We start from the raw sequence: 24,663 nt of genomic DNA on the forward strand, positions 1-24,663 counted from the left end.
TGGACACCCAGCACTTTTTTACTTTTCTTCTAAACCACGTAGAGCTACTTCCATTTCTTCCTGTGGGTTGTCTAACGGATAGATTCTGGCGGTTTCATTTTTTTCGTCCACATGCTGGATGTAAATAGGGGTTCCATTGTACGTAACGTTGATCATGTTCGGAGCTTCTGTGATTTCTTTGGCTCGATGTGTCTGCATTTGGCCACCTCCATATATTTTCTTATTAGTTTGCAGAGCAACTTATATTTTATACAAAGACTCTGTTAAATCTCCGTGTTGATTTTACATTCAAGCTCCCTTTTACTGAAGACTCAGTTTCAAGACTTTAGGCAGCGATTATGGTGGCAGGGAAAACGGATCGCTTTCCGTAGGCATGTGGTGAGCTTCCTTAGGCTTCGCCTTGCGGGATCTCACCGCTCATGTTCATCCCACAGGACTTTGAAATGCTTCCTCGAAAAGACACCGCACGAAGGAAATGCGTAGCATTTTCGAGGAGTCTCACCGTTTTCCCAGCCACCATACGTTCGTTAGTTTCTCGAAACTTCGATCAGAAATAGAGTGCTTTTGAAGCAGAAAGTACGTACAATTAACCATTGTAATAGGATTCTCATCTCAAAATAGGGTTGGACTTTCCAAACACGGTTTCGAGTATCTTATATGGAAAGCGACTCGTTCCCCCACGTCCCGCTCCTCCAACCAATACCTCGAAAGCAAGTCTTCGACTTTTCGGTCTTATAATTGAATAAATACTCTTATGAGCAATCAACCACAAGGTTAACAGAACCTACACAAAAGATTTTATTGATTTATTTGTTTAGTATGGTAACTTACTAAAATTTCCATTCTTGTATTGACAGACAATTATGAAAGCGATTACAATTAAACTAGATACTAGTGACTAGTTAAGCTTACGAAGTTGGTGGTTGTAATGAGTCAACGTGTGAAGATCGGAAAATTAGCTGTGCTACTTGCTTCTTTGGATAAGGAGGAACTTACACCTTTTCAAGATCAGCTGGAGGGCGTGAAATTTTGCACCGGCCGGGCTGGTTCCATGAACATGCAAAAGGTAATAGCAGCTGTAGAGACGGCTGCAAAGCGTCAGCACATCATTTCTGAAGAGGTATACCGGGAGACCCACTCCCTGTATCATGCTATTCTGGAAGCACTGGAAGGAGTGACCAGGGGTCAGATAGCGATAGGGGATATGATGCGGACGGTAGGTCTGAAATTCGCAGTTGTAAGAGGGGAACCCTATGCACGGAATGGAGAAGGGGAATGGCTGGCGGTAGCTTTTTATGGAACAATCGGAGCACCTGTAAAGGGCCTTGAGCATGAAACGATGGGGTTAGGAATCAATCATATATAAAAATGTTGCCTAGAGTATTTAGATAATAGGAGGCGACAATGGCTATTTCATAGTTCATTGTCGTCTCCTTTTTCTATTATTGAAAAGGAGTGATGGGCATGATTGAATTAAATGGTAAATCAATGACAATCAAGGATATAAAAAAAATATGTATGGATGGAGAAGAAATCAGTATCGCTGAAGAAAGTTTGAAAGCGGTACGTAAAGGGAGAAAGGCGGTAGAGAAGATTGTTTCGGAACATCGGACTGTTTATGGTATTAATACTGGATTCGGCAAATTCAGTGACGTATCCATTGAAGAAGATGATGTTAATGAGCTGCAATTACATTTGATCCGATCCCATGCCTGCGGGGTTGGAGAGCCATTTCCGGAAGTAGTATCACGTGCCATGGTATTGCTGCGGTTGAACGCACTTTTAAAAGGTTTTTCCGGGGTAAGGGAAGCTGTCGTGAATCGCTTGTGTCTGTTTGTTAATGAACATATTCATCCCATCATTCCAAGCCAGGGATCACTTGGGGCTTCTGGGGATTTAGCCCCGCTTTCCCACCTGGCTTTAGCTTTGATAGGAGAAGGGCGTGTTCATTTTCACGGAAAAGAAATGCCTGCGGCTGATGCACTCAACAGTCTTGGTATCAAGCCGATGAAATTAAAAGCGAAGGAAGGTCTGGCGTTGATCAATGGCACCCAGGCTATGACTGCCATGGGGGTAATCAATATGATCGAAGCAGAACGACTGGCCCGGCAAAGCGAATGGATAGCAGCTATGACGATGGAAGGTTTGAATGGAATCATCGATGCCTTTCACCCGGCGATCCATGAGGCGAGAGGTTTCACGGAACAGATGGATGTAGCAGAAAGGATGAGGAGCTTGCTTGCTGACAGCGCACTTACCACACGCCAGGGGGAAAAGCGTGTCCAGGACGCATACTCGATTCGGTGCATTCCTCAAGTGCATGGTGCCTCTTGGCAAAGCTTAGCCTATGTGCATGATAAACTGGAAATCGAAGCGAATGCAGCTACAGACAACCCGTTGATTCTCGAAGATGGTGAGCTGATCGTTTCAGGAGGGAACTTCCATGGTCAGCCAATAGCTCTTGCGATGGACTTTATGAAAGTAGCTGTAGCAGAACTCGCCAATATTTCAGAACGGCGGATCGAGAGGCTGGTTAACCCGCAGCTGAATGACCTTCCGCCGTTTTTAAGCCCAAACCCTGGGTTACAGTCAGGTGCAATGATTATGCAATATGCTGCCGCGTCACTCGTTTCAGAAAATAAGACGCTTGCTCATCCGGCGAGTGTTGATTCGATTCCTTCTTCAGCCAATCAGGAAGACCATGTCAGCATGGGGACGATTGCATCCCGCCACGCCTATCAGATTATCACAAACCTTCGCCGGGTGTTAGCCGTCGAATTGATTTGCGCCATGCAGGCTGTTGAATATCGTGGAGTCGAAAACATGGCCTCCGCAACAAGAGAGCTTTATCAGAAAGTGAGAAGTTTTATCCCTTCGATTACAGAAGATCGAGTTTTTTCGGAAGATATCGAACGTCTTGCAGTTTGGTTAAAAGAAGGCGATTTTTCCTGGGAGACTGTATCTGTGTCGGTCACCAATTAAAAACAGGTCCGCTGACTTTCAGCGGACCTGTTTTTCTATAGTGCTCCTTCGGATTTGAGCTCTTTGTATTCTTCGTCTGTAAAAGCGCGGGAGCGGCTAAGGAACCTTTTACCCTCGACACCTTCCAGGGAAAACATGCCGCCACGTCCGTCGACGACGTCGATGATCAGTTGCGTATGTTTCCAATATTCATACTGCTGTTTGTTGATATAAAATGGCGTGTCGCCAATTTGACCCAGCAGTACATCCTGACTCCCAATAATCAAGTCACCCTCCGGATAGCACATCGGGGAGCTGCCGTCACAGCAGCCGCCTGACTGGTGAAACATGAGGGGACCGTGTTTCACCTTCAATTTTTCGATCAGCTGGAGAGCGGAATCTGTTGCAGTTACGCGCTCAACCATCGTAGTCACGCTCCTTTTCGAACTTGCCTGATTTTAGTAAAATCCAAGTTTCTGCGGGCTATAGCTGACCAGCAAGTTCTTTGTTTGTTGATAATGAGACAGCATCATCTTATGGTTTTCGCGTCCGACACCAGACATCTTGTAACCGCCGAATGCCGCATGTGCTGGATAGGCGTGGTAGCAGTTTGTCCACACGCGCCCAGCCTCGATACCACGACCGAATCGGTAGGCAGTATTGATGTCTCTCGACCATACCCCTGCTCCCAGACCATAAAGTGTATCGTTGGCAATTTCCATCGCTTCCTCATGGTCTTTGAACGTAGTAACTGAAAGGACCGGTCCGAAAATTTCCTCCTGGAAAACCCGCATCTTATTATTCCCTTTAAATACGGTCGGCTGAATGTAATACCCCTCAGACAGATCTCCTTCAAGCTTATTACGCTCACCTCCAATCAGGCATTCAGCACCTTCTTCTTTACCAATTTGAAGATAAGATTGAATTTTTTCCATTTGTTCCGATGAAGCCTGGGCTCCCATCGCTACTTCCGGATCCAGCGGGTTACCGATTTTAATTTGTTTGATTCGTTCGAGCGCACGCTCCATGAACTCATCGTAAATGGATTCCTGAATCAAGGCACGGGAAGGGCAGGTACAGACTTCTCCCTGGTTAAGAGCGAACATGACCAGACCTTCAATCGCTTTATCAAAGAAATCATCATCTTTTTGCATAATATCCTCGAAGAAAATGTTCGGTGATTTTCCTCCAAGTTCAAGCGTAACAGGAATGATGTTTTGCGACGCATATTGCATAATCATACGACCTGTAGTCGTTTCTCCTGTAAATGCTACTTTATTAATTCGTGGGTTGGAGGCGAGTGGCTTACCAGCTTCCAGACCAAAACCGTTCACAATATTTACAACACCAGGTGGAAGCAGGTCTTCAATCATTTCAAAGAAATAAAGAATAGACACCGGTGTTTGCTCTGCCGGTTTAAGAACAACGGCATTCCCGGCTGCCAGAGCAGGGGCAAGCTTCCACGTTGCCATCAGTAATGGGAAGTTCCAAGGGATGATTTGTCCGACAACACCAAGAGGCTCATTGAAATGATAAGCAACAGTGTCTCCGTCAATTTCACCAATTGTTCCTTCCTGAGAACGAATGACAGAAGCAAAATAACGGAAATGATCCACGGCAAGCGGAATATCGGCATTCAATGTTTCACGTACCGCTTTTCCATTTTCCCATGTTTCCGCTACCGCAAGCTTTTCAAGGTTTTCTTCCATGCGATCCGCGATGCGGTTCAAAATAAGGGAGCGTTCGGTTACAGAGGTCTTACCCCAGGATTCCTTGGCTTCATGCGCGGCATCCAGTGCAAGTTCTACATCTTCTTCCGTCGATCTCGCTACTTCGCAGAATGATTTGCCGGTCACCGGTGTGACATTTTCGAAGTATTGCCCTTTGACTGGAGGCGTCCATTTTCCACCTATGTAATTATCATACCTCTTTTTAAATTCAACAATTGATCCTTCAGTATTCGGAAATGCATAAACCATTTTTGATTCCTCCATTTCACTTTTCTATATTTGCAACCGCTTACAAAATAAAGCACTAAACTTGTCACTTAGTGTACAACGAGATTACCATTTTATCAGAATATTGTCAATTATTTGTATTGATTGTTAAAACTATACGCAGTAATAAAACCCTCCAAATTCTGGAGGGCTCCGGGGTAGTTATCCTTGAACTATTCTGTAATACCTACCTGGTTCAATCCGTCTTCTGTAGCAAGTGCTTCTTCACTGGATTCGCCATATAGATCAACTGCAGATTGGATCAAAGCCTGTCTGGCCTGACTGAAGTTAGTATCAGGGGTAAAGTAGACAGTCAGTGCCCGGTAATAGATTTGTCCAAGTTTTTCCTTTCCGATCTGCCCGCCTGTAAGGTAGGCGGCATGGTTGATGATCGATGAATTAATATGGACACCGCCATTATCAAGATTAAGCGGAAGGTCATAATATTCGTCCATATGAGAAGGGTACATGCCACTGCCATCACCATATGGCACATAATCCGCACCTACAGGATATTTACTCGGATCACTCAGGCTGCGGAGAGAGGTTCTGCCAGATTCCTTGGCAGGATCAGCCATGATATCCTCACCGACTTCCCAATCGTCTTCATCTACAAGTGCTCCGAATATATCTGCGAAGGCTTCATTCAAAGCTCCAGACTGGTTTCGGTATTTAAGGCCGCCAGAGTGAGTGATGACCCCGTGCGTCATTTCATGGGCTGCCACATCAAGGCCGGCTGAAAGTGGAATGAAGAATTCTCCGTCCCCATCGCCATAAGTCATCTCACGTCCATTCCAGAAGGCATTATTATAATCTTCACCAAAATGGACCTTGGATACGATGGCCATTCCTTCTCCATCAATCGAATTACGGTCATGTTCTTCTAAGTAGTATTCATATACTTTTTCGGAATTATAGTGGGCATCAACAGCAGGGCGGTCGTAGTCATCCTTCCAGGCACTGCCTATTTTTGAATGCACTTCACCAGTGCCTCCCCACTGGTTTGCCAGATCATAGGTATGGATGCCATCTAAATTATTATGAGAGTAATCACTAAGGTAAAACTTTGTACCTTCTCTATTCTTTTCATTCTTATGAGAGACATGTAGTTTGCGGTGATCATCAAGGACACCTAAACCTGATCCCTCAGCTGGCAGGAAACCGTCGGCATGCATCAAGGCGTTGTATTGATCGATTACTTCATTAGTCTGTGCATTCACATATACAAACCAATTCCCGGGTTTTTCACCCATAAAATTGACATTTACTTTATAGGCGAGATAGCTATCCCCTTCGAAAGGATAGACAACCAGCTCACTTGTTGGCTGATATTCCAGCTTTTTAGGGGCTTTCACCGCTTGCTTAGCCGCAGCTAACGCTAGAGATTGTGTGATAGAAGGGTCGGTATCCATTTCAGCCTTATCTACAACCGTATTGAACTCACCGTTTACAGCAGTTACGCCATTATTCTCGTTAAAATGGACAATCACTTCACTCCCTTCTACAGGGATGCCATTTTTGCTCTGCTGCAAACGGACATGTGTCATGCCCAGCTCATCTTTTTCGGTCTTTTTTTCCAACAAGCTGGCTTTCGGGTTTTTGATTTTATATTTATTTGTATTCTTTTCTAAATGATCAAGCGCTGCAGCTGCATTGCTGGCGTGCTGCTTTTCAGCCTGCTTTTCGATTACGAACATAGGCTTGTTTCCATTATCAAGGCCATGTTTTTGTGCGATAGCCTCTGTTGAAACATTCGTATGTACAGCTTCGGCAGGGAGTGGGGCAAACGTCCCGGCGAGCATGGCCGTTGATAACACGACTGCTGGTAATAAACGTTTTTTCTTCAAAAAAATTCCTCCTCGAATGGTTTGATACCCATTATAAAAGAGAGGAGACAGAAAAGTCAGAATATTACGTACTATTTTTTTAGTTCAAAAGTTCTGTTTCTATTAATCTACTAGCCAAAGCATAATTCCTGGTAGTTACACCGTGCGCACTTATGGTCTTCCTGGTATTTCGGAAACTGATCGATGGATAAGGGTTCGTTTTTTTCTACATCGGCAAGGTAATGGGACATTTCCTGGATGCTCATTCCGAACAGGTTCTGCACGTTTATCAAATCCGTAGCATTCAAAGCATGTTCTTTATGGTAGCCTTCCAGCAAATATTCATTTCTGATAACGATTTTATCTAAGGAATCTATCTGATACCTTTGCTTCAGGTAAAGGGCATATAAAGCCAGCTGATTGCGGTCTTCTGCTGATGCTTTCCCTGTCTTCCAATCGACGATCACCCATTTATCCTGGTTAATGTCTCGGTAGACAAGGTCCATAACGATATAGATTTTCACATCACCAATCATCATATAGCGAAAGTCCTCAGAGGCGACAAAGCGAATATTTTCCGGTGTCTGGATATCCTGAAACGTTTGGCTCTTGAGAAAGTTATTCATCGCTGTGCCCAGACGCGACTGGATCTTAGCTGTTTTGTTGGGAGGGAGCTTATCCTGCTGGCTATAGTAGATTTCATGCAGCATTGTATAATGCTTCGGCTTGTCATGCCAAAGGTGCTCCCGTCGAGTCGAGTCAATGAATCCCTGATTCAATTGCTGCCTGATCCGGTCAACCAGCTTTTGCTCGGATGGGATTTGCCTTGTCTTTAAGAAATGCTGGATTACTTGATAGATGGTATCGTGGACAATACTTCCGAAGAGCATTTCCAGATTGGTCAGCTTTTTTAGACGGTAGGTATGACGTGCGAGGGAATCTGCGTCACGAAGCCATCCATTATGAGAAACGTAATAGTCGTAACCATATTTTCTCGGACATTCCATCAGTGTTTTGTGACGGGAAATCGACCATGATAATTCCGGATGGGGTTTGACTTCAAACATATAATCACTCCGAATATGTAATGAGAGGGGCACAAAAGGCCCTCTTTAGCGCATCAACGGCATGATGACAATATATACTCCTGCCAGGAGTATTCCGATGGTACCTGGTCATATTGGTGGGATTTTCGGCTTGCCACCGTTATTCCCCTTTTGACCATCATCGGATTTGGAAATTTGTCAGGAGCTCTGGTAACAATGTTTCTTGATTTCTTTGCTCAAGAAAAAACCCTCCTCGTTATATACCTATAATGGTATATCGGAAGAGGGGGCTTGTCAATTTGTATAGCTGCGAATACTTGTTTAACAATGGTTGTCGTAAGCGTTGGTAAGGTTATCTACGATTTCTTCAACTTCAAAGTCTTCAATATCCTCACGTGGAATGAAATGAACGACTTTGCCATCTTTCATCAGTGCCATGGAGGGAGAAGAAGGTTCTAACCCTTCAAAGTGTTCACGCATACGAGCTGTTGCTTCACGATCCTGACCTGCAAATACAGTAGCCAGGTGTTCTGGTGTTTTTTCGTAAGCCAGGGATTCACGGGCTGCCGGGCGGGCAAGCCCCGCTGCACATCCGCATACAGAGTTAACGACCACGAGTGCTGTGCCTTTTGTATTCGCTATGAATTCGTCTACTTCCTCGGGCGTGGTTAATTCTCTGAAACCAGCATTCGTCAATTCATCGCGCATTGGCTGCGCCATTTGTTTCATATATTCTTCATAAGCATTCATGTTAAATCCTCCTTTAAATAATTAACGTAGTTATAAGATAATGGATCCCTTTAGTGAAAAAATCAATTGTTTTTTCGGGCCTGGGTCATTTGGTGCCAGACGGAGCCCTTTGCTTCTTCGCCGCCTTTGATCCGCTGCAGTGCCATTTTCGCCTGCATCCTTACTTCAAATTCCGGATCGTCAATAGCTTCTTCCAGCTTAGTGATTGCTGTTTCGTCCCCGATTTCATATAAAAACATCGCCGCCCGCCAGCGGACAAGTTTATTCGGGTCAGAAAGGGAAACAATCATTTCTGGCATAGCTTCTTTGAAACCTAAATCCGATAAACAGTCCCCGGCTGTTCTCCGGACTGTGACGGACTTGTCCTTCAACGCCTGGTATAAATAAGGGAGGACTTCCGGTTCTTCAATCATACCAAGGTAGGCGGTTGCCAGCCGGCGAATCGATCCTTTTTCATCATGCAGCGCTTTTTCTAGCACCGGAAGATCATCATAACTCGGGTTCATACGGTCAAGTGCGGCATAACGCACCTTCCAATCGGGATTGTCAAGGGTTGACATAATATCTTCTTGATTATCCCTGTGAGGCTCGACGGGTACTTCTGCTCCTTCTTCAAAAGCCCGCTCAACCAGTGCCTCCAGTCGTTGTTCATCGTAGCTTGCAGCCAGTTCCTCGGCGACTTCCTGGCCAATCTCTTCCATATCGCCATAACGAGGATTCTGTTCGACCCACTTTCGTTCCATGACCATATTAGGAGAAGCGGGGGATGCTTTCATAGCTGCATTCATAAACATCTCCGGCAGCCCGACCCGCTTTTCTTCATTACCGTCATCAAGCTTAATCTGCATGGGGAGCCCACGAAACATTTGAACGTACACTTTCACTTCTCCGAAAGCATCTTTTGCTTGTTCGGTCTGTTGCTGCTTAGCTTCCTGTTCTCGATTTTCCTCTTTTGTACCAAGTGCTTCCCTTACTTCAGGGAGGACATTTTCCCAGGAAGAGCGCGGGTTACGATCGAGTGCGATAAAGTCCATGACATGGTAGAGACTTTTCACTCCTTCGATAGCAAGAAGGTCTTTTATATGCTGGGGTGCCTCTTCCAGGTTATCCCCTTGTTTATAGTTATAGGTATCACCTGCTGGGAGCTCTTCATCGAGGTTGATTTTCATTGAATTGGGACTCGGCGTCGGTTCAATCGACACGATTTTCATATGGTTGTCCCCCTTTTTCCATTATTCTTATTGATGATTTTAACAGAGATTGGCGCTGCTATCCATTCCCGCAGCCTGCAGCATCCTGATTGGTTAATAACAGGAGTCGTAGTATGATGATGAAAAAAAGAGAGAAGAAAGGATTTTCGCTATGACTATTGCCCGGACATTGACGATTGCAGGGTCAGCTGCACAAGGGAGTGCCGGTATCCAGGCAGATTTGAAGACTTTCCAGGAGCGGGATGTATATGGCATGAGTGCCATCACTGCTATCGTTGCTAATAATGCCAAAACGGAACAAGGAATTTTCACCCAGCCGCTGGGGGCGATTGAAGCACAGATATACGCGGCATTCGAACATGTCGGGGTGGATGCTTTGAAAACCGGCATGTTGTTCACGCAAGAAATCATTGATCATGTCTCTGCTATAGTAAAAGAAGAAAATACAGGCCATATTGTTGTGGACCCGGTCATGATTGGCAAAATGGGGTCACAGTTATTGAGAGATGACGCGATTGTGGCGATGAAAGAACAGCTTTTCCCCCTTGCCGATATTATCACTCCTAATACGATGGAAGCGGCTAAGCTCTTAGAATGGGAAACGATTGATAATATCGAAGCGATGTATCAGGCAGCTAAAGAACTCCATCAACTAGGCCCGCGTTATGTATTAGTCAAAGGCGGTGCACTTGCTGACTACCCGGCAGTCGATATTTTATATGATGGTGAAGATTTCAAGGAATTTCGTTCAGAGCGTATTGATACGATTCATACAAGTGGGGCAGGTTGTACTTATGCAGCGGCAATCACTGCTGAACTGGCTAAAGGGCAAGAAATGAAAGATGCAGTAGGATTGGCTAAATCGTTTGTTACTGAGGCGATTCGTCATGCTTTGTCATTCGAACGAGGAATCGGATCCACCAATCATGCCGCCTGCCGCAACAAAAAAATATAAAAGTAATAAGCGCGCAGAACCCTGTCACTGCGCGCTTTTTTTATTCCTTCAAAAACTTTTTAAAAAAATTCACGATTAACGGTTGAATTAATATACTTAATAATGCATAATAATTCATATCTTAAAAGAACGAAGAAAACAACAGCAAAGGGGAGCTGACTATAATGGAAAAACAAAAAGTAGTATTAGCGTATTCAGGTGGATTAGATACTTCGGTAGCGGTGAAATGGCTGCAGGATAAATACAACTATGAAGTAATCGCTGTCGGTTTAGATATCGGAGAAGGTAAAGACCTTGATTTTGTAAAAGAAAAAGCATTGAACGTCGGTGCATTGAAATCTTATACCGTAGATGCGAAGGCATTGTTCGCGGAGGATTATCTGTTGCCGGCTTTGAAGGCGAATGTCATGTATGAAGGGCAGTACCCGCTCGTTTCCGCATTATCCCGTCCGTTGATTGCTAAAGTACTGGTAGAAATCGCGGAAAAAGAGGGAGCGGTAGCGGTAGCTCATGGTTGTACTGGAAAAGGGAACGACCAGGTAAGATTCGATGTCGCGATTACAGCGTTGAATCCAGAATTGGAAATCGTGGCCCCTGTCAGAGAATGGGCAATGTCCAGAGATGAAGAAATCGCCTATGCGAAAGAACATGGCATCCCGGTACCAGTTGATGTTGACAATCCTTACAGTATCGACCAGAACATGTGGGGAAGAAGTAACGAATGTGGTGTTCTGGAAGACCCTTGGGCACAGCCGCCGGAAGAAGCTTATGATCTGACGACAGCACCAGAAAAAGCACCAGATGAAGCGGAAGAATTGGAGATTACTTTTGTGAAAGGGATGCCTGTAGCTATCAATGACGAGACCCTTCCATTGGAAGATTTGATTTTGAAGCTGAATAACATCGCAGGGAAGCATGGCGTCGGACGTATCGACCACGTCGAGAACCGTCTTGTCGGTATCAAATCGAGAGAAATCTATGAAACTCCTGCTGCAACAACGTTGATCACCTCTCACCAGGCATTGGAATCCTTGACGCTGCCTCGTGAAGTGGCTCAGTTCAAGCCGATCGTGGAACAAAAATTCGCCCAAATGGTATATGAAGGCCTATGGTATTCTCCATTGATGGATGGGTTAAAAGCATTCATCGAAGAGACACAAACACATGTCTCCGGTGTTGTGAAAGTTAAATTGTATAAGGGGCAGGCGCAGGTAATTGGCCGGAAATCTGATTTCTCCCTTTATGACTTCAACCTGGCGACTTATAACCCGGATGATGCCTTTGACCATGAAGCAGCACTTGGGTTCATCAAACTTTGGGGGCTGCCGACGAAAGTCCATGCATCTGTCACCCAAGGGGAAAAAATCACAGGCAGCTCTTTAGATAAAGTCAAATTAGACCTGAAAGAGGCGGTTAAGTCGTGACTAAATTATGGGGAGGTCGTTTCACGAAAGCGACCAATCAACTCGTAGAAGAATATACAGCATCTATCAACTTTGACCGAAAGCTTGCCCGTTACGATATCATCGGCAGCATGGCTCATGTAGATATGCTCGCTTCCTGTGGGATTCTCACCCACCAGGAGGCGGCTATCATCATTGAAGGCCTGAATAAAGTCGATTATAAAATCGAGTGCGGAAAAGTGGAGCTGGATGTCGGCCATGAAGATATTCACATGAACGTCGAGCAGCTGTTGAGCAAGGAAATCGGGCCGCTCAGTGGAAAGCTTCATACCGGAAGAAGCCGTAACGATCAAGTTGCCCTTGATATGCGTCTCTATCTGCGTGAGGTAGTCGTCGATATGGTGGAGCAGCTTGTTCAATTGCAGCAAGCCTTGCTTACCCAGGCAAAAACCAATCTGGATACGATCCTTCCAGGATATACGCATTTGCAGCGGGCACAACCTGTTTCGTTCGCTCACCATATGATGGCGTATGTCTTCATGTTCCAGCGTGATGTCGAGCGTTTGCAGGACAGCTTCAAGCGGATCAACCAGATGCCGCTTGGCGCGGGAGCCCTGGCAGGCACGACCTTCCCGATTGACCGTCAGCAGGTGGCCGACAAGCTGCAGTTCGACGGTCTATGCGAAAACAGTCTGGATGCCGTCAGTGACCGGGATTTTGTCATTGAATTTTTGGCGAATACATCGATGATTTCCATGCATTTGTCCCGGCTTTCGGAGGAGCTTGTCCAATGGTCAAGCACGGAATTCAACTTCATCGAGCTGGATGACGCGTTTTGTACCGGAAGCAGCATGATGCCGCAAAAGAAAAATCCCGATGTCCCTGAACTGGTCCGCGGGAAAACCGGCCGGGTCTATGGCAACCTGATCGGTATGCTGACGACATTGAAGTCGTTGCCGCTCGCTTACAACAAAGATATGCAGGAAGATAAAGAGGGGATGTTTGATACAGCTGAAACCTTGAAAGGGGCGTTAGCGTTGTTTGCTCCAATGATCGAAACGATGCATGTCAACAAAGAGGCGATGTACAAAGCGGTAGCGGAAGACTATTCCAATGCGACCGACCTTGCCGATTACCTGGTAGGGAAGAATGTACCTTTTCGTGAAGCCCATGCTGTAGTCGGTCAGGTAGTGCTTCATTGCATCAATAAAGGATGTTATCTTCTCGACCTGTCATTGGAAGAGTTCCATCAATTCTCTGACGCTATTGAAGAAGATATCTATGAAGCGTTGACACCTGAGTCGGTAGTGGCAGCACGAAATGTGCCTGGAGGGCCGGCGAAGAACCGGGTACAGGAACAGTTTCTCAGTGCCGAAAAGTCGATTACAGCCAGCTTAAGCTGGGTACAGTCGCTGCAATCTGCGGTTAAATTGGATGGCTGACTGTGAAAGGATGTCTGGTACCCATTGGAAGTTGGATTGTCTCTCTTATTAATAAGTGAGCGCATAAATAAATTTTTTATCTCATAAATTTTCAAATATGTCTCATGAAATTTCGATTTTGTCTCAAAAACTTTAAAAATTGTCTCAGAAGCTTGCATTATTAGCTCATAAACACTGCAGTTGTCTCTCTTACAAGAAGAAAAACCGCCCTGGCCGGCAGCATACGGCAGGGCGGTTTTTGTAATATAAAGAAAGGCTGCCCTGAGGGGGCAGCCTATGATTAACAATTATTCTTCTTCCTCCAGGAATATTTTTTCCAGATCATTGACCATTTCATTGGCAGCCAGGTATCCACCTGCTGTATTCCAGGTTGCGTCGCTTACTTCGTGTACTTCTCCAGATTTTACAACCTCAAGGTTCTTGAATAAAGGGTCTTGCAGCCATTCTTGCTGTACTTCTTTTGCTGCGCCGTCACCTGTTTCGTAAGTGAAATGGAAAAGGATATCGCCATCCATCGCTGGAATTCGTTCTTTTGTCGCTTTTTCCATGAAGTCTTCCGCTTGCTGTGACTCAGGACGGTTAAAGCCGATTTGATCCAGGATGACACCTGAGAAGGAGTCTTTATGCATAATACGGACATGATCCGGCATGAAGCGCACCACGGATACTTCCTGATCCAGTTTGTCACCGGCCTGATCTGCGAAGTCTTCCAATCGCTGATCATATTCCTCAATCAATTGCTGACCTTCTTCCTCCTTATTCAATGCTTTAGAATAGGTCATAAAGTTTTCCTGCCATTCGCCGCGCAGGGTTTCAGCAAAAACAGTCGGTGCGATTTTGCTCAATTTGTCGTAAATATCTTCCTGACGCATTTTGTTACCAATGATAAGGTCAGGCTGCAATTCAAGGATTTTTTCTATGTTTACATTTGATTCATCACCGACTACTTCAACGCCTTCCATTTGGTCGCTGATATGGTCATACCAAGGATCACCCAGCCATGACTTCACAGCACCTACCGGCTGGACACCAAGAGCCAATAAAGCTTCCGTACCTTCGTTTGTAAGTATAACGACACGTTCTGGCTTCTCTTCGATTGTAGTTTCACCCATCGCATGTTCAATGGTATAAGGTTCGAAGTCCTCCGAACTGCTGCTGTCCTCATTATTTTGCTCTTGCTCATCGGAAGTATCTTCACTGGATGAACCTCCGCAGGCTGCTAATACAAGAGATAATACCAACATTAAAATAAATGCGGGTAAATATTTTTTACTCATAATTCCCACTCCCTAATTGATTATGATTATCATTCACAATTAGTAGCTTATATAAAATTTTCCCTTTAGTCAACTGAAATTTGAAATATTTTGTGACATAAATGAAAATGATTCTCAAAATCATTGACAGCATGTCATAGGTCAAATAGACTTGATAATGTAGAGAATTTACTAGTTTCTGTATAATGAGAGGATAAAAATTATGGTGTTGAGGACAGCCGGGTTGAAATGGTCAGGTATTCTTGCCGGATTGTTGCTGCTGATTGTATTTCTTTGCTGCAGTATCGTATTAGGTTATACCGATGTAACACTAAAAGAAGCATACCAGGCTTTTTTTCATTTTGAACAAACCAATACACATATCATTATAAAAGACGTCCGGCTGCCCAGGGCATTAATTGCCGCCGTAGTAGGGGCGTCCTTAGCAATTGCCGGGGTGTTGATGCAGGCACTTACAAGGAACCCGCTTGCATCTCCCGGGATTTTCGGCATCAATGCAGGTGCTTCCTTGTTCGTTGTTCTCGCGGTCTCTTATTTTCAAGTCATTTCTCTCCAAGGAATGACTTGGATATCCTTTGCCGGGGCAGCAGTGGCTGCTATCATCGTTTACGTGGTAGGCTCTGTTGGCCGGCAAGGTTTAACACCAGTACGGCTTACATTAGCCGGTGCTGCGATTGCCGCTTTATTTTCATCTTTCACCCAGGGGATGCTTGTTTTGAATGAAAAAGCCCTGGACGAAGTGTTGTTCTGGCTTGCTGGATCCGTACAAGGAAGAAGCCTGGAGTATTTATCCTCCGTTTTTCCATATCTGGCAGCTGCATGGATTGGTTCACTGTTAATTTCCCGTCATATCAATATCTTGATTATGGGAGAGGATGTGGCTCAGGGTCTTGGTCAGAAGACCGGATGGATAAAAGCAGCCTCTGGTATTTTGATTGTACTGTTAGCGGGTGGAGCGGTTGCCATCGCCGGACCTATAGGGTTCATTGGCATCGTGGTTCCTCACTTCGCGAGGTCGATTGTCGGGCAGGATCATCGCTGGGTGATTCCTTACGCAGGGATATTAGGAGCTACCTTATTATTAGCTGCCGATATTGCTGCCAGGTACGTCATTATGCCGGAGGAAGTTCCAGTCGGTGTCATGACTGCCATCATCGGAACGCCATTCTTTATCTACATTGCCCGTAAAGGATTGAAAAGCACATGAGCAGATATCGCGTATTTCGTACAAAAAATGATTGGATATCGTTTCTTTTCGATCCCAGGTCTATTATCGTAACAGCCCTGCTATTTATTGCTTTAGCTGCATTGTTTCTATTTTCAGCTGCTTTGGGTGAAATTTTTGTACACCCTTTGGATGTCATCAAAGTTTTAATCGGGCAGGGAAATGAAATGAATCAGATGGTCGTCAACTCTTTCCGAATGCCGAGAATTTTGACAGCACTTTTTGTCGGGGTTGCCTTATCTGTAAGTGGAGCAATTCTACAAGGAATGATTAGAAATCCGCTCGCTTCTCCGGACATTATCGGAATCACAGGTGGTGCAGGAGTTGCTGTTGTCGCTTTCCTGGCGATTTTCAGCAATGCTGACAATGCTTTGACAGTAAGTCTGCAATGGCTGCCTTTTGCTTCCTTCATCGGAGCGGTGGTGGTCGGATTTATGGTATATATTCTTGCCTATAAAAATGGCATCTCGCCCATGACGCTCGTTCTGATAGGGATTGGGATTTCATTATTAACACAAGCCCTGACGACGATGTTCATGATATTGGGACCGATCTTCCGTGCTTCTCAGGCTAATATATGGCTGACGGGAAGCGTGTATGGATCTAATTGGGCTGAAGTGAAAATTCTGGTCCCTGTCGTCCTTGTTTTGTTCGTATTATCGTTGATGGTAGCAAGAAGGATTAATGCGCAAGAGTTAGGGGAGGAAGCCGCGGCAGGCATCGGTGCCCATCTGCAACGGGACCGGTTGATTTTTCTCACATTATGTACTGCCATGACAGGAGCCGCAGTTGCCTTTGCCGGCGGGATTGGTTTCGTCGGTTTGATGGCTCCCCATATTGCCAGGCGTTTAGTAGGGTCTTCTTACGGCGCATTGATACCTGTATCTGCACTAGTCGGTGCCATTGTTGTTTTAGGAGCGGACCTGGTCGGACGCACCATGTTTTCCCCGCTGGAAGTCCCTGCCGGAGTCTTTACGGCAGCGATCGGGGCGCCTTACTTCATCTTTTTGCTATATAAAAGCAAGCGGTCTTAAAAGGAGAGATTGATATGAAAACGCTGATTGCCAATGAATTGTCGCTAAGCTACGGAGAAGATCTTATTATCGATTCACTGGATATTTCCATACCAAAAGGGGAAGTAACGGTATTGATCGGAGGGAATGGCTGCGGGAAGTCCACCTTGCTCCGTTCCTTAGCCAGACTTCTGAAGCCGAAATCCGGGCATATTGTACTGGATAATAAAGACATCTCAAAGATGCGCACGAAAGAAGTGGCAAAAAAGATGGCTATCCTGCCGCAAAGCCCCGTTACTCCTGAAGGACTGACCGTGCTGCAATTGGTGAAGCAGGGGCGCTACCCCTACCAAAGCTGGGCGCGCCAATGGTCTAAGCAGGATGAGGAATCGGTACAGACGGCTTTAGAAGCCACTAACATGCTGGAGTTGAAGGACCGTTCTGTTGATTCTTTATCCGGAGGGCAAAGGCAGCGGGCATGGATAGCGATGACGCTTGCTCAGAACACGGATACGTTGTTACTGGATGAGCCTACGACCTATTTGGATATGACACATCAAATTGAAATCCTGGACCTTTTATTTGATTTGAACCAGGAGCATGGCCGTACCATTGTAATGGTACTTCATGATATTAACCTTGCTTGCCGATATGCCGATCATATCGTGGCGTTGAAAGATAAAAAAGTATACGCGCAAGGGAAACCGGAAGAAATCGTTACGTGTAAAATGGTGCAGGATGTTTTTGATATGACTTGTGATGTCAGAGAGGACCCATTGTTTGGTACCCCGATGTGCATCCCGCATGGAAAAGGACGCTGCCTTATTAAAGCGGCCCAAAAGCAGGCTAGCCAAATTTCATCCTAAACAAAAAATGCCCCGGGAGAACTAAACGCTCTCCTGGGGCATTACTTTTTTATTATCAGCTGCTCATCCAATGGCCGCCATTGATGTGAATGCATTGACCAGTCATATAAGAAGAATCATCAGATGCTAATAGTACATAGCTGCCTACATGTTCGACCGGCTGACCAGGACGGTCCATTGGTGTGTTGGTACCGAATACTTCGACTTTGTCTTCGTCAAAGCTGGATGGAATCAGTGGTGTCCAGATCGGTCCTGGAGCTACCATGTTGACGCGGATCCCTTTATCTACCAATACCTGGGCCATCGAACGTGTAAAGCCGACGACAGCACCTTTTGTAGCGGTGTAATCGATCAACTCTTTGTTTCCCCGGTAGGCATTAATGGAAGTCGTATTAATGATGGCATCTCCTTCTTTCAAGTGAGGGACCGCTGCCCTGGTAAAGTGCCAGTAAGAATAAAAGTTGGTCTTGAATGTACGCTCCATCTGCTCGGTCGAAATTTCTTCCAGACTGGCTTGTGGATGCTGTTCCGCTACATTATTGACCAGAATGTTCAGTCCCCCGAATTCATCGATCGTCTGTTTAATGGCGTCCTTGGCGAATTGTTCTTCGCCGGCATCCCCAGAGATTAAGAGGCACTTAACGCCTTCTTGCTCTACCCGCTCTTTAAGGCTTTTTGCATCCTCATGTTCATCGAGATAGACAATAGCAAGGTGGGCGCCTTCTTTTGCATATCCAACTGCCACGGCGCGTCCGATTCCGCTGTCACCGCCTGTAATCAATGCTACTTTATCCTTCAGCTTACCGCTGCCTTTATAATCATCATCTTCTACAATAGGCTTGGGATCCATTTCTTCACGAAATCCCGGCTGTCTGTCCTGTACCTGTTTAGGTTGTCCTTCTGTTTGACGATCTGTTGGTTTCATGAATACTGCCTCCTTATATTTTGTCGATAGTGGACTTTACCACCTAAAGGATTACAGTAAACAAATTGGAAAATTCCTAGTACCGGTTCAAGTTATCGTAATGGGACTGCCAGGCTTGTGCGTTTTCCAGCTGTGCAGCTAGTCGGAACATCAGGTCATCCTCGCCAAGTCTTCCAGTAAATTGAACGCCAACCGGAAGTCCTTTTTCTGTCCAATATAAAGGGACACTCATCGCAGGCTGGCCGGTTACATTCGCAATCGGTGTAAAACTGCATATATCCGTGAAGTTATACAACATATCTTTCGGCGCATCATTTCCATTAGAAAAAGTATCAAGAACTGCCGGCAATCCATTTAATACAGGAGTCAATAGGATATCATACTGTTGATGGAAGCTATGAATCTTCTGTGATTCCCGCATAAGCATAACTCTTGCTTCTTCATAATCAGAAGCAGAAAGCTGTGACCCTAGATTGTAGACATGATAGGATATCGACTCCAGATTTTCTTTTGTGGGCTGGACATCTACTAACCCAGCCATATGTTTGATCAACAGGGATCCGCCGGCAATCCAGCTCGTAATAAAATGGTTGGCAAAAGCTTCAAAGTCAAACGGCAGCGGCTGGTATTCGATTTCGTGTCCCAGAGATTCAAGCAGAAGAACGGCATGGCTGACCGCTTCCCTGGCCTCTTCAGAAATAGAGACCCGTCCCTTCCAGTCAGGATCTACTGCTATCTTAAGCCTGCCAGGATCTTGAACGATATTGGGAAGAAGGGGAGTTCTCGCGGGAAGGGGAGGGTAGCTTTCTCCTGGCCCGGGTCCTTTTATGATATCCAGCAGTCCGGCACTGTCTCTGACAGATTTGGTCAGTGCATGGTTAACACCGAAGTTATTCATATACATACCGTAGGGTACTTGACCTCTGGATGGTTTATAACCGAACAGCCCGCATGCAGAGGCAGGAATCCGTATCGATCCGCCACCATCACTAGCATGTGCGAAAGGAGCCATTCCAGAAGCTACTGCTGCCGCTGCACCTCCGCTGGAACCACCGGCAGACCTGTCCAGTGCCCATGGATTTTTTGTTGCCCCCAGGTGGTCTGGTTCCGTTGTGGGTAAAAAGCCGAATTCAGGTGTATTGGTTTTACCAAGAAAAGACATTCCTGCTTCCCGGTAACGTTTCACAAAAACATCGTCTTCTCCAGCCGTAAATCCGTCCATCAGCTTCGAACCAGAGGTTGTCGGGTGGCCTTTTATGTTATTCAAGTCTTTAATAAGAAAAGGGAGACCACCAAATAAAGAGCTATTCGGTTTATACCGTTTTGCTTGTTCGAGCGCCTCATCAAACATGGTATGCACCACAGCATTCAATTCAGGATTGAGCTCTTCAATTCTTTCTATGTAATGCTCGGTCAGTTCATAGGGGGAAATTTCTCTTTTGTCTATCAGTTGTTTCTGTGCTGTAGCATCAAGGTAAGCTATATCTGACATGGCTGAAAACCTCCTTAAAGATTAAGAAAAAACGTTGGCCTGAATACAGACCAACGTCGTTTTAGTTTTTGTTCGGGATTTTATCATATTTGTCGATTTGTTTTTGTTTGTCAACATCCCAGCGGTTTTCCGGGTGTTCGCGGCATTCGGTGGTACAGGCAGCATACTGCTCGATTTCACATGCTTCACAGCAGACATACTGACGGTTGCAGACCGGATTGCTGCAGTTGATCATGCGGTCTTCTTTTTTACCACAATGTTCACATTCCGCGATAACGGTATCTTCTTCGGTATGGTTGACAGGGACAGAAATCCGCTCATCAAACACATACATTTTTCCATCAAAATAACGCCCTTTTGTTTCTGGATCTTTACTGTAAGTGGTGATTCCACCATCGAGCTGGTAGACGTCTTCCACACCGTTTTTCATCAGGATGCCCGTAAGCTTTTCACAACGGATGCCTCCCGTACAATAGGTAAGGACTTTTTTATCTTTCCACTGATCTGCATTTTCAGCGATCCACTCAGGGAACTCGCGGGACGTTTCTACTTCCGGCTGAATTGCATTGCGAAAATGACCGATCCGGTATTCATATTCATTACGGCCATCAATGACGATCGTATCTTCGTCCTGAAGCATTTCATAGAACTCTTTAGGCTTCAGCCGTTTGCCGGTAAAGGTTTTTGGATCGATGTCATCATTGTCAATACTCCAATTGACAACTTCAGATTTCGCACGTACGTGCATTTTTTTGAAGGTATGTTCTTCCACTTCATCTATTTTAAAAACCATATCTTTAAAACGTTCGTCAGCATGCATGTGTTCCATATATTCATTAGTCTGTTCTACAGTTCCGGATACGGTGCCGTTGATTCCTTCCGGGGCAACGATGATCCGGCCTTTCAGACCTAAATCTTTACAATACTTTAAATGATCAGCGGCATATTCTTCATATTCCGGTAAGTCGACATATTGATAATACAACAATACTCGGTAGTCTTTAGTACTCATTTATTTATTCCTCCTGTTTCACATTGCAAGTGTGATAACATTTTTGTGCCACACTACATAATATCTAGTTTTAGAAAAAAATTCAACTAGATATCGTTCTCAATAGAACCTTTATTTGGTATGTTCTATTGGCTGCGGGAATTACCACAATCATCTCGGAATAAAGTCCTCGACTTTACGCCCTAATAATTTGATAATTTCTCCTATGGAAAATCAACTACAATGTTTGACATAGCATTTTGAAAAGAAAAAGCCAAAGGTCATTGTGAAGTACGAGGAAAGATTAATTCAGGCAGCCATTGAGACATATGGTCTTTTATTTCTTTATAAGTTTCCTTTTGGTCAGGTATGATTTCTCTTGTAGTTTCGTGCATCGGAATTACTTGAAATTTTGTACCGGCTTGCCCGTCAGCGAATGGTTCATAATCGACAATAGTAGGGACGAAGGAAGGCTTGTTCAAAGCTATGGAATCATCGTGTCTATCTAATTCGATTTCTACCTGGAGGATACCGCCGATCCTCCGGTGGGTTTCTTCCTGTGCAGAGATGAAGTTTCCAAGTGAATAGATTACCAGGGTCTCATTTCCCTTTTTTCCTTCAAGCATTTCGATTGGCTGCAGGACGTGAGGATGGTGGCCGAGAATAACATGGGCTCCTGAATCAGCCATTAATTGAGCTAATTCTTTCTGGTAGCGATTGGGCATACGCTCATATTCCGAACCAAAATGCAAACTGACGACCACAGCATCCGCTTGTTTATTCGCTTGTGTGATATCTGATTTAATTTTTTGTGCGTCAATTAAATTGACGAGATAATTCTTCCCCGATGGTAAAGGGATACCGTTGGTGCCGTACGTATAGCTTAAAAATGCAACATCGATTCCTTTTTCTGTCTGAACCACGCGAAGTTTCTTTTGGTCTTTCTGGCTTTTGTATGCTCCTGTGTAGGTCATATCAATAGACTCCCAATGAGAAAGGGCATTATTAATCGCTTGTTCTCCTCGGTCAAGGGTATGATTATTGGCAATCGAAACGACATCGACTCCACTTTCCTTTAAGGCATCTCCGACTTCAGTCGGGCTGTTGAAGGCTGGATACCCGGATAAACCGAAATCAGTCCCGCCGATCATTGTTTCCTGATTAGCTATGGCTAAGGTTGCTTCCTTCAAGTAGGGAGTTATTTTCTTGAACATCGGCGTGAAATCATATCCATCAGCGGTCTGGGCATCACGATAGACAGGGGCATGAATCAATATATCACCGATGGCAGCCAGTGTTATTTTAGGATTAACAGGATATTCTTGTTTAGTAGGGTCGTCAGACAATTTTGCGGTTAAGTCATTGGCGAAAAACTGTTTGTTGGGCGATTGCGCACAAGCTGCCAGCACAAACGAAAGCATTACCAGCAAAAAGATTTTTTTCATAAGAAGTGCCCCTTCAATAAGTAGATAGTCGGAATTGGAAAGACCTTTTACCTATAGTATAAAGCGTTTTCAAAAAAATAAAAACAAATCCCACCAATCTTCGACAAGAAAGGAGGGGTTTGACTGTTGTTATACGGAATGAGCATGGCGTTTGGCAGTACGAGGGTTTCGCTGTATGGTCAGATACATGGCTATTCCTGATGCTGCCAATAAAGCACTGGTTACATAAAAGACAGAAGAGAATCCCAAGTAGCCGGAAAGCATCCCGCCAAGCGCGGGCCCAATCATATTTCCTAAGAAGCGAATGCTTGTGTTATACCCGAGCACTTCCCCTTGCATGGCAAGTGGAGCCTCCTGACGAATATAAGCAGTGCGGACGGGAATGATTCCCCCTATGGAGGCCCCCAACAGGAATCGGATGATGACCAGCTGCCAGATACTTGTAACAAAGGCACCTGGAAGATAGACAATCCCTGCCATAAATAACAGGAACACCAAGATTCTAATATAACCGACCTTGTCGGCAATGCTGCCCCAGCGCCTTGCCATCAGCAGGTTCCCAAGACCCGCAGCGGAAAAGGCAATTCCGGAAAAGAATGCAAGATTGGCAGGACCATGTAATTCAGCAACATACAAGGATAAAATCGGCTGGATGCTGAAATGGGCGATTTGGACAAACAAGGATACGAGCATAACCATCAGCAATACTGGATGGCGAAAGATATGACGGAGTACTTCTTTCCGGGAATAACTTTTCTTACTATCACTGCTTTCATCGTTAATTTTGAATTCTTTGATTCCAAATATGACGATAAAAGCTGATAGAAAGACGGTGATAGAGGTCCCCTGGAAGGTGGCGGAATACCCGAATGTGTCAGCCAACACACCCCCAAGCATCGGTCCCATCAAACTCCCTGTAATACTGCCAGTCTGCAGTGTACCCAAAACTTTACCGGCAATATGCTTTGGTGTCTGGGTGGCGATCAACGCTTGTGACATCGGTATGAATCCGGTAAATACCCCCATGAATAAGCGCAGGAAGAATAATTGCCAGACAGAATCAGCCAACCCCATCAAAAAGACGGACACCCCCAGGCCAACGGCAGAAATGATTAATATTTTCTTTCTGCCATAACGATCACCGACCCGCCCCCATATGGGCGCAAATAAAAATGCCGTTACGAATGTGACGCCAAATACCCAGCCTGACCATTGTTGGACGTAGGACTCAGAAAAATTGCCAAAGCTATCGATATATAAAGAAATAAACGGAAGTACCATAGTGATGCTTCCTGCGATAAAGAAGTTAGCAAACCACATGATGAACAAATTTCGTTTAGCCATACTTTCCTGGTCTACGATAATGAATCACTTCTTTCAAACTAATTATTTCGTAACCCTAAATATTAATCTATCATTATAAACTTATAACATACTCTTTACCTGGTTGAAAGAAAAATGCACACTCCCTGCAATAAAAGACTACAAGAGACTTATTCAACAATAGTGCCGAAAAGTCGAAGACTTGATTTCGAGATATTTATTGGGGATAGGGGCTCCGGGAAACGATTCGCTTTCCGTGGGCGTGTGCTGAGTCTCCTCAGGCTTCGCCTTGCGGGGTCTCAGCGATCCCGCATATCCCATAGGAGTCTCAACGTTTCCCTACGCCCCTTTGCCATAGGAAGTTCTCGAAATCACACTTGTAAAATGCCCTATGATATTATAAAGAAGATTTTGGTACCCTTACATCCTTTATAAATGCCTGAGGATAAAGGTTTTATTGTACGTCCTTTCTCTTTTTGACTGGTCCGTTTATTACATAAATAACTGGATGGGCA

General features: G+C 45.0%; 21 protein-coding genes. 8 read left to right on the plus strand and 13 right to left on the minus strand.

Annotation, left to right across the window (positions count from 1 at the left end):
- Positions 1-18: 18 nt before the first annotated feature.
- Entirely contained in the window at positions 19-198 is a 180-nt protein-coding gene (locus FHS45_RS12475) for a small acid-soluble spore protein H (RefSeq protein WP_062442939.1), read from the minus strand.
- Between the two features lie 730 nt (positions 199-928).
- On the opposite strand from FHS45_RS12475, the gene hutP reads away from it, so the two are divergent.
- Positions 929-1,366: a hut operon transcriptional regulator HutP gene (gene hutP / locus FHS45_RS12480; RefSeq protein ID WP_062442936.1), complete on the plus strand. Its 438-nt coding sequence runs from the start codon at positions 929-931 to the stop codon at positions 1,364-1,366.
- A 98-nt stretch (positions 1,367-1,464) separates the two neighbouring features.
- Positions 1,465-2,982: a histidine ammonia-lyase gene (gene hutH / locus FHS45_RS12485; RefSeq protein ID WP_062442933.1), complete on the plus strand. Its 1,518-nt coding sequence runs from the start codon at positions 1,465-1,467 to the stop codon at positions 2,980-2,982.
- A gap of 35 nt (positions 2,983-3,017) precedes the next feature.
- Here hutH and FHS45_RS12490 read toward each other — a convergent pair whose 3' ends face one another.
- The 6 genes from FHS45_RS12490 to FHS45_RS12515 all read right to left on the minus strand — a co-directional run bounded on the left by FHS45_RS12490 (position 3,018) and on the right by FHS45_RS12515 (position 9,791).
- On the minus strand, positions 3,018-3,386 hold the full coding sequence (locus FHS45_RS12490) for a DUF779 domain-containing protein (RefSeq protein WP_062442930.1): 369 nt from the start codon (positions 3,384-3,386) through the stop codon (positions 3,018-3,020).
- Between the two features lie 33 nt (positions 3,387-3,419).
- Entirely contained in the window at positions 3,420-4,940 is a 1,521-nt protein-coding gene (exaC, locus tag FHS45_RS12495; RefSeq protein ID WP_062442927.1) for an acetaldehyde dehydrogenase ExaC, read from the minus strand.
- Positions 4,941-5,131: 191 nt separating this feature from the next.
- On the minus strand, positions 5,132-6,805 hold the full coding sequence (locus FHS45_RS12500) for a M4 family metallopeptidase (protein WP_062442924.1): 1,674 nt from the start codon (positions 6,803-6,805) through the stop codon (positions 5,132-5,134).
- 110 nt (positions 6,806-6,915) lie between these two features.
- The gene (locus FHS45_RS12505) at positions 6,916-7,851 is read right to left on the minus strand and encodes a PD-(D/E)XK nuclease family protein (protein WP_062442921.1); all 936 of its coding nucleotides are present in this window, start codon (positions 7,849-7,851) and stop codon (positions 6,916-6,918) included.
- A gap of 300 nt (positions 7,852-8,151) precedes the next feature.
- The gene (locus tag FHS45_RS12510) at positions 8,152-8,580 is read right to left on the minus strand and encodes a BrxA/BrxB family bacilliredoxin (protein ID WP_062442918.1); all 429 of its coding nucleotides are present in this window, start codon (positions 8,578-8,580) and stop codon (positions 8,152-8,154) included.
- A 62-nt stretch (positions 8,581-8,642) separates the two neighbouring features.
- On the minus strand, positions 8,643-9,791 hold the full coding sequence (locus tag FHS45_RS12515; RefSeq protein ID WP_062442915.1) for a conserved virulence factor C family protein: 1,149 nt from the start codon (positions 9,789-9,791) through the stop codon (positions 8,643-8,645).
- Between the two features lie 151 nt (positions 9,792-9,942).
- On the opposite strand from FHS45_RS12515, the gene thiD reads away from it, so the two are divergent.
- The 3 genes from thiD (at position 9,943) to argH (ending at position 13,591) form a co-directional block, all read left to right on the plus strand.
- Positions 9,943-10,746: a bifunctional hydroxymethylpyrimidine kinase/phosphomethylpyrimidine kinase gene (gene thiD / locus FHS45_RS12520; RefSeq protein ID WP_062442912.1), complete on the plus strand. Its 804-nt coding sequence runs from the start codon at positions 9,943-9,945 to the stop codon at positions 10,744-10,746.
- Between the two features lie 164 nt (positions 10,747-10,910).
- Positions 10,911-12,170 (plus strand): argininosuccinate synthase, encoded by a 1,260-nt coding sequence (locus FHS45_RS12525; RefSeq protein ID WP_062442910.1) that lies wholly within the window; start codon positions 10,911-10,913, stop codon positions 12,168-12,170.
- On the plus strand, positions 12,167-13,591 hold the full coding sequence (gene argH / locus FHS45_RS12530; protein WP_062442908.1) for an argininosuccinate lyase: 1,425 nt from the start codon (positions 12,167-12,169) through the stop codon (positions 13,589-13,591). The genes FHS45_RS12525 and argH overlap by 4 nt, the downstream gene beginning before the upstream one ends.
- Positions 13,592-13,878: 287 nt before the next feature.
- Here the strand turns inward: argH and FHS45_RS12535 are convergent, their stop codons facing one another.
- A complete protein-coding gene (locus FHS45_RS12535; RefSeq protein ID WP_062442906.1) occupies positions 13,879-14,868 on the minus strand; it encodes an ABC transporter substrate-binding protein in 990 nt (329 codons plus the stop codon).
- A gap of 202 nt (positions 14,869-15,070) precedes the next feature.
- Here FHS45_RS12535 and FHS45_RS12540 point away from each other — a divergent pair, with 202 nt between their 5' ends.
- Genes FHS45_RS12540 through FHS45_RS12550 form a run of 3 tightly spaced genes read left to right on the plus strand, consistent with a single transcriptional unit; the run spans position 15,071 to position 17,972 of the window.
- Entirely contained in the window at positions 15,071-16,075 is a 1,005-nt protein-coding gene (locus tag FHS45_RS12540; RefSeq protein ID WP_062442904.1) for a FecCD family ABC transporter permease, read from the plus strand.
- Complete coding sequence (locus tag FHS45_RS12545; RefSeq protein ID WP_062442901.1) at positions 16,072-17,127, plus strand: FecCD family ABC transporter permease; 1,056 nt, start codon at positions 16,072-16,074, stop codon at positions 17,125-17,127. The genes FHS45_RS12540 and FHS45_RS12545 overlap by 4 nt, the downstream gene beginning before the upstream one ends.
- A gap of 14 nt (positions 17,128-17,141) precedes the next feature.
- Positions 17,142-17,972 (plus strand): ABC transporter ATP-binding protein, encoded by an 831-nt coding sequence (locus tag FHS45_RS12550; protein ID WP_062442898.1) that lies wholly within the window; start codon positions 17,142-17,144, stop codon positions 17,970-17,972.
- 55 nt (positions 17,973-18,027) lie between these two features.
- Here FHS45_RS12550 and FHS45_RS12555 read toward each other — a convergent pair whose 3' ends face one another.
- The 5 genes from FHS45_RS12555 to FHS45_RS12575 form a co-directional block, all read right to left on the minus strand.
- Positions 18,028-18,897: an SDR family oxidoreductase gene (locus FHS45_RS12555; RefSeq protein WP_062442895.1), complete on the minus strand. Its 870-nt coding sequence runs from the start codon at positions 18,895-18,897 to the stop codon at positions 18,028-18,030.
- A 76-nt stretch (positions 18,898-18,973) separates the two neighbouring features.
- Positions 18,974-20,389, minus strand: coding sequence for an amidase (locus FHS45_RS12560; RefSeq protein WP_062442892.1), 1,416 nt, complete (start codon positions 20,387-20,389; stop codon positions 18,974-18,976).
- A 61-nt stretch (positions 20,390-20,450) separates the two neighbouring features.
- The gene (gene trhO, locus FHS45_RS12565) at positions 20,451-21,401 is read right to left on the minus strand and encodes an oxygen-dependent tRNA uridine(34) hydroxylase TrhO (RefSeq protein ID WP_062442889.1); all 951 of its coding nucleotides are present in this window, start codon (positions 21,399-21,401) and stop codon (positions 20,451-20,453) included.
- A 260-nt stretch (positions 21,402-21,661) separates the two neighbouring features.
- Positions 21,662-22,825, minus strand: coding sequence for a CapA family protein (locus tag FHS45_RS12570; RefSeq protein ID WP_062442886.1), 1,164 nt, complete (start codon positions 22,823-22,825; stop codon positions 21,662-21,664).
- A gap of 129 nt (positions 22,826-22,954) precedes the next feature.
- On the minus strand, positions 22,955-24,169 hold the full coding sequence (locus FHS45_RS12575; protein ID WP_062442883.1) for an MFS transporter: 1,215 nt from the start codon (positions 24,167-24,169) through the stop codon (positions 22,955-22,957).
- Positions 24,170-24,663: the final 494 nt, after the last annotated feature.

The sequence above is a fragment of the Thalassobacillus devorans genome, assembly GCF_011761345.1.
GTDB classification, from domain to species: domain Bacteria; phylum Bacillota; class Bacilli; order Bacillales; family Halobacillaceae; genus Thalassobacillus; species Thalassobacillus devorans.

Excerpts from the sequence above, each read along its gene's own strand:
- exaC (WP_062442927.1), bottom strand. The coding sequence starts at position 4,940 with ATGGTTTATGCATTTCCGAATACTGAAGGATCAATTGTTGAATTTAAA.
- FHS45_RS12490 (WP_062442930.1), bottom strand. The coding sequence starts at position 3,386 with ATGGTTGAGCGCGTAACTGCAACAGATTCCGCTCTCCAGCTGATCGAA.
- FHS45_RS12550 (WP_062442898.1), top strand. The coding sequence starts at position 17,142 with ATGAAAACGCTGATTGCCAATGAATTGTCGCTAAGCTACGGAGAAGAT.
- FHS45_RS12505 (WP_062442921.1), bottom strand. The coding sequence starts at position 7,851 with ATGTTTGAAGTCAAACCCCATCCGGAATTATCATGGTCGATTTCCCGT.
- FHS45_RS12545 (WP_062442901.1), top strand. The coding sequence starts at position 16,072 with ATGAGCAGATATCGCGTATTTCGTACAAAAAATGATTGGATATCGTTT.
- FHS45_RS12525 (WP_062442910.1), top strand. The coding sequence starts at position 10,911 with ATGGAAAAACAAAAAGTAGTATTAGCGTATTCAGGTGGATTAGATACT.
- FHS45_RS12560 (WP_062442892.1), bottom strand. The coding sequence starts at position 20,389 with ATGTCAGATATAGCTTACCTTGATGCTACAGCACAGAAACAACTGATA.
- hutP (WP_062442936.1), top strand. The coding sequence starts at position 929 with ATGAGTCAACGTGTGAAGATCGGAAAATTAGCTGTGCTACTTGCTTCT.
- hutH (WP_062442933.1), top strand. The coding sequence starts at position 1,465 with ATGATTGAATTAAATGGTAAATCAATGACAATCAAGGATATAAAAAAA.
- thiD (WP_062442912.1), top strand. The coding sequence starts at position 9,943 with ATGACTATTGCCCGGACATTGACGATTGCAGGGTCAGCTGCACAAGGG.
- FHS45_RS12555 (WP_062442895.1), bottom strand. The coding sequence starts at position 18,897 with ATGAAACCAACAGATCGTCAAACAGAAGGACAACCTAAACAGGTACAG.
- FHS45_RS12570 (WP_062442886.1), bottom strand. The coding sequence starts at position 22,825 with ATGAAAAAAATCTTTTTGCTGGTAATGCTTTCGTTTGTGCTGGCAGCT.
- FHS45_RS12475 (WP_062442939.1), bottom strand. The coding sequence starts at position 198 with ATGCAGACACATCGAGCCAAAGAAATCACAGAAGCTCCGAACATGATC.
- FHS45_RS12575 (WP_062442883.1), bottom strand. The coding sequence starts at position 24,169 with ATGGCTAAACGAAATTTGTTCATCATGTGGTTTGCTAACTTCTTTATC.
- FHS45_RS12535 (WP_062442906.1), bottom strand. The coding sequence starts at position 14,868 with ATGAGTAAAAAATATTTACCCGCATTTATTTTAATGTTGGTATTATCT.
- FHS45_RS12515 (WP_062442915.1), bottom strand. The coding sequence starts at position 9,791 with ATGAAAATCGTGTCGATTGAACCGACGCCGAGTCCCAATTCAATGAAA.
- FHS45_RS12510 (WP_062442918.1), bottom strand. The coding sequence starts at position 8,580 with ATGAATGCTTATGAAGAATATATGAAACAAATGGCGCAGCCAATGCGC.
- trhO (WP_062442889.1), bottom strand. The coding sequence starts at position 21,401 with ATGAGTACTAAAGACTACCGAGTATTGTTGTATTATCAATATGTCGAC.
- FHS45_RS12540 (WP_062442904.1), top strand. The coding sequence starts at position 15,071 with ATGGTGTTGAGGACAGCCGGGTTGAAATGGTCAGGTATTCTTGCCGGA.